The sequence below is a fragment of the Microcoleus sp. Z1_B2 genome (assembly GCF_036700325.1).
Classification (GTDB): domain Bacteria; phylum Cyanobacteriota; class Cyanobacteriia; order Cyanobacteriales; family Microcoleaceae; genus Microcoleus.
This window is the reverse complement of the sequence record NZ_JAUBOQ010000030.1, coordinates 20,517-32,118: the sequence shown is the minus strand read 5'-3', so window position 1 is coordinate 32,118 and position 11,602 is coordinate 20,517. Positions and strand designations below refer to the sequence as shown.

General features: G+C 42.4%; 6 protein-coding genes. All 6 read left to right on the top strand.

Features of this window, described 5'->3' with window-relative positions; genetic code table 11:
• Positions 1–150 precede the first annotated feature (150 nt).
• The 6 genes from QT984_RS18370 to QT984_RS18345 all read left to right on the top strand — a co-directional run bounded on the left by QT984_RS18370 (position 151) and on the right by QT984_RS18345 (position 11,534).
• Positions 151–300 (top strand): isochorismate synthase, encoded by a 150-nt coding sequence (locus tag QT984_RS18370; RefSeq protein WP_333056328.1) that lies wholly within the window; start codon positions 151–153, stop codon positions 298–300.
• Between the two features lie 857 nt (positions 301–1,157).
• Complete coding sequence (locus QT984_RS18365; RefSeq protein WP_333056327.1) at positions 1,158–1,538, top strand: CVNH domain-containing protein; 381 nt, start codon at positions 1,158–1,160, stop codon at positions 1,536–1,538.
• A 188-nt stretch (positions 1,539–1,726) separates the two neighbouring features.
• Positions 1,727–3,007 carry a glycosyltransferase gene (locus QT984_RS18360; protein ID WP_333056326.1) on the top strand — a complete coding sequence of 427 codons (1,281 nt, stop codon included), beginning with the start codon at positions 1,727–1,729 and terminating at the stop codon, positions 3,005–3,007.
• Positions 3,008–3,157: 150 nt separating this feature from the next.
• Positions 3,158–9,796, top strand: a complete 6,639-nt coding sequence (locus QT984_RS18355; RefSeq protein WP_333374614.1) for an AAA family ATPase — start codon at positions 3,158–3,160, stop codon at positions 9,794–9,796.
• On the top strand, positions 9,793–10,824 hold the full coding sequence (locus QT984_RS18350; protein ID WP_333374612.1) for a response regulator: 1,032 nt from the start codon (positions 9,793–9,795) through the stop codon (positions 10,822–10,824). Before QT984_RS18355 ends, QT984_RS18350 begins: the two co-directional genes overlap by 4 nt.
• Positions 10,825–10,904: 80 nt before the next feature.
• A complete protein-coding gene (locus QT984_RS18345) occupies positions 10,905–11,534 on the top strand; it encodes a response regulator transcription factor (RefSeq protein WP_333211441.1) in 630 nt (209 codons plus the stop codon).
• The last annotated feature ends 68 nt before the right edge of the window (positions 11,535–11,602 follow it).

The following is an 11,602-nucleotide window of genomic DNA, read 5'->3' as shown; positions in this document are numbered from 1 at the left end:
GTCCAAAAATGCGTAATTTCTTAAACCTTCAGCTTGCTTTATTGTTGCAGACCAATAAGTAATTCAAATAAATATTGCTAAACTCATCCACAGCCCAAAAATCAGAGTAATATTAAAAGTATCAGAACTCAGACAAGAGAGGCAGATTCTATGAATCTTTCTAAATCTTTGGCAAACGCGATGCGTTACGTTTCGGAAGCAGCGGTGCGGATTTTTAGCCCCAGCGATGACAACTATCCCAATAGTGGAGTTCAACCTTTTGAGGGTAAGCTCTCCAAAAGTGCTAAATCCAAAGAATGAACAGCCATTCCCACCGTTTCTAGCGAGTTCGGCACAGGCATTCAGTTTAACAGTCAACGGTTAACAATTAACTGTTGACTGTTAACTTTTGAGTTTTGATTTTGACCGAAAGCATCCAGGATACCCGCCACGTGATTCATTCCTTCGCAGACTCAGGACGGAGAAATCAAAAACCTGTATCCGATGAAGCTTGCCGAACGTATTTATCTCGCGCAAGTCAATGCTTCAATCTAAAATCTAAAATCTAAAATCTAAAATCGATTGACTGTTAATAGTAATTGTATGTGCGGTTTCCCTTCGTTCTACCCAAGCTACAATTACCAATCACCAATTACACTGAACTTCCCCAATTTACCAAACAAAGGCATATTCAGTGTAGAGTAAGCTTTTTAAAGATTTTGGCGCCCGGTTTACTGCGTATAAATCAGAGAAACACCAAGCAAATCTAGAGCCTTTTGTTGCACTGGGGTTGGTTTAGTAATCTTATCAAAAACAAAACTAGCACCCTTAATAGTTGATTGAATTTGATTGTGAGCTAGAGTACCCAAATCCGCTAGTAACTAACCTTTAGTTGAGGAGATAACCTGAACTTTTGGCTAGGTATCGCAGAGCGCATACAAATATATACTGGTAACACTCTCTGGCAATGACTAAAGCCTGCGTGCCATGCCTGAGTTTCTCCAAGCGATCGCAGCCTATGTTTGAGGGAAACACCTAGCCAAAAGTTGAGGATTTTATCTCACAGATTCTGAGTCGCAAGCTGACTATTTGGCTAAGTTAATACTCAACTAAAAGCTAGAAGCTTTTTAGGGTTATTATCTTAGGCTGAAAATAGTAAATCAACCAGAAAAAAGACCATGAACTTAATTAAAGTGTCGGGATTATCGGCTTCAATCGTACTATCGTTATCCATCTTTCAGCAGCCGACTCATGCTCAAAAAGCAAGTACCTTTGCTACCAGTTGCACGGACATTTCAATCAATGGCGCTCAATTATCAGCAACTTGTAACAAAAAAAATGGTACCAGTCAGCGCACTTCCATTACCATTAAAGGCGTTCATAATCAAAATGGACAACTCGTGCAAGGTAATCTTAATGAACAAAGTACGTTCAACCGAACTTGCACAGGCATCAGCATAAAGGGAGACGAACTGTCTGCCAATTGCCGCGGTGGAAATCAGCCATCTTCTGTCACATTACTAGGAATTGATAATAACGATGGCAACCTAACCTATTAGTTAGTGTAGTTGGGCGATCGCTTACTCAGTCTGGTTGTATAGCCGATCGAGGAACGCCCCAAAACTTCCTCCCTCACAGCAGTAATCTATAACCAAAAAGTGCGATCGCCCCCACGCCCCAACCCCCCAACACAAACCACTCACCCCACTGCAATAAAAAAAGTTTAACCTCAAAGGAGCCTTTACTGATGACTCACTTCGGCATTCTCTGTCCGGGATTCAACAGCCACCTCAACACTATGATACCTTTGGGCTGCGAACTGCTTCGTCGCGGTCATCGAGTTACTGTATTTAACTTCCCTGATGCTAAAGCCACAACTCTAGCCAGTGGATTAGAATTCCAGTCATTAGCTGAAGATGAGTTTCCCCTAGGAACAAATGCAGAAACTTTGAGCCAACAGGGGAAGCTCAGCGGACTGGCTGCCTTTCGATCTTCTATTAAAACTTTTACCCAGATTTCGGCTGCTATTTTCAGAGAGGCTCCAAGCGCCATTAAAAAAGCAGGTGTAGAAGCTTTGCTTGTAGACCAAGTTTCGCTCGAAGGAGGAACGATCGCGGATTTTCTCAACCTTCCTTTTATAACAGTTTGCAGTGCCTTAGCCGTCAACCGAGAACCCAACATTCCTCCCTTTTGTACCCTTTGGCCGTACACTCCAACTTGGGGAGCACGTTTACGCAATCAAATTAGCTATCAGTTACTCAGTTTGGTTGTTAAACCGCTTCGAGGACCGATAGCCGAGTATCGCCGAAAGTGGAAATTACCTGTCTACTCTCACCCGAATGACTTTTACTCTAAACTCGCTCAAATCAGCCAACAACCCGCAGAATTTGATTTTCCCAGGCAAGATTTACCTGCACACTTCCATTTCACTGGCCCTTATGACAACAGATCCACGCGCAAACCAGTCCCTTTTCCTTTTGATAAATTAACTGGCAAACCATTGATTTATGCTTCGATGGGAACTGTGCAAAATCGCTTGCTGGATGTTTTTCAAATAATCGCCTCTGCTTGTGAAGGATTAGACGCTCAATTGGTAATATCTCTCGGAGGTGGTGCGACTCCCGAATCTTTGCCGCCCTTGCTGGGAAATCCGATCGTTGTTGGCTATGCACCACAATTAGAATTGCTGCAAAAAGCCACTCTCACGATTACTCATGCCGGGATGAATACGACTTTGGAATCTTTGAGCAATGGAGTCCCAATGGTGGCAATTCCTGTGGCGAATGATCAGCCGGGAGTGGCAGCGCGGATTGCTTATACGGGTGTTGGCGAAGTGGTTCCTTTGAAGGAATTGAGCGTTTCTAAAGTCCGATCGGCAATTGTGAAAGTCCTAACCCAAGATTCGTATAAACAAAGGGCGATCGAGATGCAAGAGGCGATCGGGCGATCGGGCGGAACTAAGCGCGCCGCTGATATTATCGAACAAGCTGTATTGACTGGGAAGCCTGTCTTGGCTTCTAAAATCTAAAATCTCAGATGTGGAGTCAAATCTAAAATCTAAAATCTAAAATCTAAAATCTAAAATCTAAAATCTAAAATCGACTGATGGCTCACGCCCCTCTGGTGTGAGGAGCAAATTTATGCTATGTTCGACTGCAAAGTTGACTGCAGGCTGAATATGCTCACTTTTCCTGGCGTTGAAGTCACAGAGCTTATCTACGAAAGCGCAAACTCGCTGGTTTACCGAGGATTCCGACAACCCGACAGTCTCCCCGTCATCCTCAAAGTCCTCAAAGAAAATTATCCCACACCCCAAGAACTCGCCCGCTATCGCACAGAGTATAAAATTACACAATCTCTGAATCTGAGTGGCTGTATAAAAGCCTATGATTTGCAGCCATATCAAAACACGCTGGTAATGTTTGTTGAGGATTTTGGCGGCGAATCCTTGAAAATTTGGATGCAGCAGCAAAAATTTAGTATTGCAGAATTCTTGCGAATTGCGATCGCCACAACAGAAAGTTTACAACAAATTCACAGCGCCCACATCATTCACAAAGACATTAACCCTTCAAATATTGTCTTCAATCCAGCCAGCGGCGAACTCAAAATTATCGATTTTGGCATTTCCACGCAGTTAACGCGCGAGAATTACACCATCAAAAATCCCAACATTTTAGAGGGAACTCTTGCTTATATGTCGCCGGAACAAACCGGCAGAATGAACCGCAGTTTAGATTACCGCACGGATTTTTATTCCCTGGGGGCTACCTTTTACGAACTGCTGACAAACAAATTGCCTTTTGACACCAATGATGTGCTGGAATTGGTACACAGTCATCTCGCTAAACAGCCCTTATCTCCATCTCAGGTGAATCCCGAAATTCCGCAAATTGTTTCCGATATTGTGATGAAGTTGATGGGGAAAAATTCTGAGGAGCGGTATCAAAGTGCGATCGGCATTAAAGCGGATTTAGAAGAATGCTTAAATCAACTGCACAGCAATAACAATATATCCTTTTTTTCGCTAGGATGTCAAGATATTTCTGATCGCTTTCAAATTCCGCAAAAACTTTATGGCAGAGAGCGAGAAATTGATAGTTTACTAACAGCTTTTGAAACAGTCAGCAGTCACAGGGAAGATGCCTGTGCCACAAGTGGACATGGGGAAGATGCCTGTGCCACAAGCAGTCACAGGCAAGATGCCTGTGCCACAAGCTCAATGATGCTGATTTCGGGATATTCTGGTATCGGCAAATCAGCTTTGGTGCAAGAATTATACAAACCGATTACTCAACATCGCGGTTATTTTATCTCCGGCAAATTTGACCAATATCAGCGCAATATTCCCTACAGCGCCATTGTCAATTCTTTTCAGGATTTAGCAAAACAACTGTTAGCAGAAAGCGAAGCCAATCTCACAGAATGGCGGAAAAAATTATTAGACGCATTGGGAATTAACGGTCAAGTTATTATTGACGTAATTCCCGAAATTGAATTAATTATCGGCAAGCAACCCCCGCCGCCAGAATTGGGTGCGGCTGAAGCGGAAAATCGCTTTAATTTTGTGTTTCAAAACTTCATTAAAGTCTTTACCAAACCCGAACATCCTCTGACAATATTTATCGATGATTTGCAGTGGGCTGACGGCGCATCTCTGAAACTGATGCAACTGCTGATGAATGCTTCGCCAGCGGGACTGTTTTTAATTGGGGCTTATCGGGATAACGAAGTTTCTGCGGCTCATCCGTTAATGCTAACAATTGAAGAGATTGTCAAAAATGGGGCAAAAGTCGATCGCATTTTCCTGTCACCTTTGGATTTATCCTCTGTTACTCAACTGATTGCCGATGCCCTGAATTGCCCGGAAGAAACAGTCAACTCCCTTGCCGAGTTAGTGTTTTTCAAGACGGGCGGAAATCCTTTCTTTATGAATGAATTTCTCAAATCGCTTTATACAGAAGGACTCTTACAATTTGACTTTACCCCCAAGGCTGTTTCGGGGCAACCACGGGGGGATTGCCCCTACGAAAAACCAGGGTTTTGTAGGGGCGGTGCCCCCGTGCCCGCCCAGCCCATAGACGATGGGGTAGGGGTTTCAGATATCGGGGATCTTCACGAGGGATTGCCCCTACAAGAGAATGAAACAGCCCAGCCTCACCAAGGGGGGACACAGGGGAGTTGGCAGTGGAATTTAGAAGAAATTAAAGCGAGGAATTTCACTGATAATGTTGTCGAATTGATGGCTAGCAAAATTCAACAACTGTCAGAGAAGACGCAGGAAACGTTAAAGATAGCAGCCTGCATTGGCAATCAATTCGATCTGAAAACCCTCGCCTCACTTTGCAAAAAATCTGTGGAACAAACTGCGGATGATTTGTACGCAGCCGTTGCTGAAAATTTAGTCGTGTTGCTGGGGAATATGGGAGATGTGGAATTAGAAATTGCAGGGAAGTTCGCCAGTACGCAATCCGTAGAATACAAGTTTGTTCATGACAGAATTCAGCAAGCCGCTTGTTCCCTGATTGATGAACAGGATAAGCCGCTCGTCCACAAACAAATAGGACAACTACTGCTGCAAAATACTCCCATCGACAAGCGAGACGAAAAAATATTTGATATTGTTAATCAATTAAATTTCGGCTTAGAGTTAATTGTTTATCATGAAGAAAAATATGAACTGGCAGAATTAAACCTAATAGCAGGTCAAAAGGCTAAAGCATCAACTGCTTATCAGCCAGCTTTCAACTATCTGCAAACAGGGATAAATTTGCTGACAGGAAACACTTGGCTGCTGCAATACCACCTCAGCTTGCAACTACATCAAGAAGCCGCACAGGTAGCCTACCGTTTGGGGAATTTTGAGCAAATGGAAGCTTTAGCTAACCTTGTCCTAGAAAATGCTAAAACTGTTCTAGAGCAAGTCCCAATATATGAGTTGAAGATTGAAAATTGCATAAAAAAAAGCAAGTTTAAAGAAGGGTTTAACCTTGGATTAAAAGTGCTACATTTGCTAGGAGTTCTTTGGCCAAAATCTCCAAATAACATATATATAAAAGCGGAACCTTACAACTTAATTAACCTGCCCAAAATGACCGATCCAGAATCTCTAGCAGCTATGTCGATTCTGGGAGGAATGATAGGGATCGGCTATATAGGTATTCCAGAATTATTAGTGCCACTTGTGTTAACACAGATTGATTTATCTATTAAATTTGGCAATGCTCCTAAGTCTAGTTTTGCTTACGCAAGTTACGGAGTCATATTGTGTACAACTATACAAGATATTGAAAGTGGCTATAAATATGGAAGATTAGGTTTAAGGTTAGTAGAAAAATTAAATGCCGATTACCTGAAGGCTGGAGTTTTAGATATATTTGGCAATCATATATTGCATTGGAAAAAGCATCTTAAGGGAAGCTTATCAATTTTAAAAGAGGCTTATTTCTGCGCTGTTGAAACAGGGAATATAGATTTTATTGGTTATTCTACTTTTGATTATTGTTTTAATGCCTACTCAGTAGGATGTGAACTTAAAGACTTAGGAAAAGAGTTAATTTATTTTTATGAAATACCGACCAATAAAAAAAACAATACTTGCTTGACTTGGTTAGCCATGTATTTACAAATTATTTTTAACTTATTAGGTAAGGCTGACAATCCAACTCAGCTAATAGGAGAGTTTTATAACGAAGAGAAATTTCTACCACTTCAGCCACTTCAGCTAGAATTGAGCGATAGACAAGGACTTTTATTGCTTTATCTAAATAAGTTGATATTGTGCTATTTGTTTGGAAAGTCCCATGAAGCTGCTAAAAATGCAGTAGTTGCAGAACCATATTTAGATGGTGTGATGGGAATGGCAGCTATACCTATCTTCCATTTTTATGATGCTCTAGCGCATTTAAGTGTATTTGCTGATTATTCAAATTTTGAAAAAGAAAATGCTCTCAAGCGGGTTAATGCTAATCAAGAAAAAATGCAGGTATGGGCGCATCACGCTCCCATGAATTACTTACATAAATTTTATCTAGTTGAAGCTGAAAAAGCGCGAGTTTTAGGTCAATTTCTGGAAGCAATGGATTACTACGATCGCGCAATTTCCCTCGCCAAAGAAAACGAGTACATCCATGAAGCCGCCCTCGCTTACGAACTCGCCGCTAAGTTCTATTTATCTAGGGGTAAAGAATTAACAGCCAAAGCTTATATGCAGGAAGCTCGTTACTGCTACCAGCTATGGGGTGCAGCGGCTAAAGTCAAAGATTTAGAAACGCGATATCCGCAATTATTTACGATCGATCGACCTACAAATAAAAACATTTCAACCACTACATCAACTACGGGTAGCCGTTCTAGTTCTTCCTTGGATATCGCTACAGTCATGAAAGCTTCCGAGGCCATTTCTGGTGAAATTGTACAGGATAAATTACTCTCCAGATTGATGAAAATTTTGATTGAAAATGTCGGCGCTCAAAAAGGATATTTAATTTTAGAAAGCCAGGGAAAATTGCTGATTGAAGCTGAAGGTGCAATTAATGATGAACGGATAAAAGTGTTGCAATCTGAGCCTGTTGAAAATTGCCAGGAACTTTCCGAAGCTATTATCAATTATGTCGCTCGAACCAAAGAAAATTTATTGTTAAATGATGCCACTCGTGAAGGTAACTTTACGAATGACCCTTACATCAAAGCACGTCAGCCCAAGTCTATTTTGTGTGCTGCTTTGATGAATCAAGGTCAACTGGCTGCTATTGTTTATCTCGAAAATAACCTCACCGCACAAGCTTTTACTCCCGATCGCCTGGAAGTTTTGCAATTGTTATCGGGACAAGCGGCGATCGCACTTACTAACGCTAAACTCTACACAGAAGTAAAAGAACGCGAAAACCGGCTTACTCAATTTATCAATGCGATGCCGATAGGAGTAACAGTAATTGACAGCGCCGGACAAATTTCCTACGCAAATCCCACAGCTTCCCAACTCAGCGGCATCAATTATATACCCGAATTAAATGCCGCTCAATTTGCCGAAATCGGTCAAGCTTATTTAGCAGGAACTAACGAGTTATATCCCACCGCACAAATGCCAATTATGCGTTCTTTGGGGGGTGAAACGGTCAAAGTAGACGATATGGAACTGCACCGACACGATCGGATTGTTGCCTTGGAAGTTTCCAGCACACCAATTGTGGATGAAACTGGCAAAATTAATTATGCGATCGCCACATTTCAAGATATCACCGATCGCAAACAAGCAGAAAAAGTTTTAGCCGACTACAACCGCACTTTAGAACAGCAAGTGAGCGATCGCACTCTCGAACTCCAGCGAGAAATCATCGAACGACAACGAGCCGAAGACGCAGCACAAGAAGCCAACCGAGCAAAAAGTACATTCCTCGCAAATATGAGCCACGAATTGCGGACTCCCCTCAATGCAATTCTGGGATTTTCCCAATTAATGAATCGCGGTTCTAACCTATTGCAGGAACAGCAAGAACACCTGAGTATTATCACCCGCAGCGGAGAACATTTGCTCGAACTGATTAACCAAGTATTAGATTTGTCCAAAATAGAAGCGGGACGCACGACTCTCAACGAGACCAATTTTGACCTCCACCGCCTGCTGGACGACATCGAAAATATGTTCCAACTTCCGGCACAAAATAAGGGAGTGCAGTTATTAGTAGAGCGGATGCCCGACGTTACCCAATATGTGCGAACTGATGAAATAAAATTGCGCCAAATTTTGATTAACCTGCTTTCTAACGCGATTAAATTCACCTCGGAAGGCAGCATTCATGTGAAAATTAAAAATCACGATTTTGCTCAGCAAATCTGCTTTGAGATTGAAGACACAGGAGATGGGATTGAGGCTAGTGAATTAGACAAGATATTTGAAGCTTTTGTTCAAACCAAAACAGGCGAAGAAGCGCAACAAGGAACAGGATTAGGTTTAAGGATCGCACGTTCTTTTGTACAGTTAATGGGCGGTGAAATGACAGTCAGTTCTCGTGCGGGATGCGGTACTATATTCAAATTTGACATTAAAGTTAATGCAGTTGAAAGTGCCGATCGCCAACGGGAACAGCCAACCAGACGAGTTATGGCGATCGCACCCAATCAACCGCGCTATCGAATTCTCGTTGCAGACGACGCTTTTGACAACCGCCAACTGCTAGTCAAACTGCTTTCTGCGATCGGTTTTGAAGTTTACGAAGCCAAAAATGGGAGAGAAGCAATAGAAAAGTGGGAGCAATATTCGCCGCACTTAATCTTTATGGATATGCGGATGCCGGTGATGGATGGGTATGAAGCCACCAAACAAATTAAAGAGGGCAACCACAGGGGGATTGCCCCTACGGAAAACGATGATTTTGTAGGGGTAGTGCCCCCGTGCCTACCCCAGACAGCAATTGTTGCCATAACAGCAAGTAGTTTTGAGGAAGAGAAAGCTGTTGTCCTTTCTACCGGCTGCGATGATTTTATTCGCAAACCATTTAGAGAAGCAAACATATTTGATATTCTGCACAAACATATCGGAGTGCAATTCGTTTTTGAAGAACTAAATGCTGCGCCCAGCTTCACAGAAAATGAAGTAAATGTATTGACAAAAAGCGCTTTTTCTGAATTGCCTCCTGAGTTACTAGCCAATCTTCAGCAAGCCATTAGCAATCTCGATTTGGAACAGATGCACACAGTCATCAGTCAAATTCGCGAAATCAATCAGCCCTTAGCGAGGGCGATCGCAGCTTGCATTAAAAATTTTCAGTACGAACAGTTGCTAAATTTAATACACACATTAAGGGATGAGACATGAAGAAAAACCTCCGTTTTACCCGCGAAGAAAGTATTTTAGTTATTGATGATTGTCCTGAGAACTTAAAACTTTTAAGCAGCATACTATCTGTCGCTGGGTATAAAGTTCACCTAGCTCCCAGTGGGAAATTAGCTCTTAACTTTATCAATGCCAATTTACCCGACTTAATTTTACTGGATATTATGATGCCTCACATGGATGGCTACGAAGTCTGCGAGCAGCTCAAAGCTACTCCAAAAACTCAAGATATCCCAATAATTTTTATCAGCGCTTTGCAAGAAGTTTTAGATAAGGTAAAAGCATTTTCTCTGGGCGGAATAGACTATATTACCAAACCTTTTCAACAACAAGAAGTTTTAGTGCGCGTCGAAAATCAATTGCGTCTGAGAAGGATGTCTAAACAACTCCTAGACCAAAATATTCTCGAAGAGCGCAACCGGATGGCGCGGGAAATTCACGACACTTTAGCGCAAACTTTTACAGGCATCATCATACATTTGGGAGCCGCAGAACGGGTAATAGCAGCGAATCCCGAACAAGCACAAGCACACATGAAAACAGTCTGCGAATTGGCTCGCTCTGGACTTGCTGAAGCACGGCGATCCGTAGAATCTTTACGCCCGCAACTGTTAGAAGATGGCGACTTGTATAGCGCTCTCAACCAAATCGCTAAACAAATGTCATCAGATACTGATACGCACACTATTTTTGAAGTGGTTGGCACGGCATATTCCCTACCATTAGAGGTAGAAAATAACCTGTTGCGGATCGGGCAGGAAGCATTAACAAATGCTTTCAAATATGCCAAAGCTACAGCGATAAAAATTGAGTTAGTTTATGAAACATCCAAGTTCCTTTTGCGGGTGCAAGACAACGGACAGGGATTTGATACAGAAAGTATCTGTTTTAGGAATGGCTTTGGTTTATTGGGAATGAGAGAACGCGCCGATCGCATTAACGCGCAGCTAACAGTAAACAGCCGCCCCGGAAACGGAACAGAAGTTATAGTTTCAGTTAATCGCCAGTAAAGGTGCACATTTCGCACCATACATAGTAAGTTTGTAGTGAGAAATTCAGTTTTTTTAATAAGATTAACAGGGTAAACATGATTAACCAATCAAATATTATTCGCGTTTTAATTGCCGACGATCATTATATTGTGCGGCAAGGTTTAGTGGCGCTGCTGAATCAGGAATCAGATGTTAAAGTTGTGGCGCAAGCAAGCAACGGGCAGGAAGCATTAACAATGTTCCGCGAATATCAGCCCGATGTCACCCTTATGGATATGCGGATGCCCCAAATGGATGGAGTCGCCGCCATTGCTGCGATTTGTGCGGAGTTTTCCAGCGCCCGGATTGTGGTGCTGACGACTTATGACGGCGATGAAAACATCTATCGCGGATTGCAAGCTGGCGCTAAGGGCTATCTGCTTAAGGATGCGGAACCAGAGGAACTTTTAGCAGCAATTCGGACTGTTTTTGAGGGTAAAAAGTACATTCCGCTGGCAGTGGGTGTTAAGTTAGCCGATCGCCTGAGTGGGCCTGAATTGAGCGATCGCGAATTAGAAGTCATCCGCCTCATAGTCGCTGGTAAAAGCAACAGCCAGATTAGTGAAGTTTTGCACATCAGCGAAAGCACCGTCAAGTTTCACATCAACAATATTTTGAGCAAAATGGGAGTTAGCGATCGCACGCAGGCCGCGATTTCCGCCTTAAAACGGGGGATTGTCAGCCTGTAGTTTAATGAGCAGTATTTTTTTTACTGACAAATATAGGAATCCTAAATCATTTGTGAATTTCTTACTCC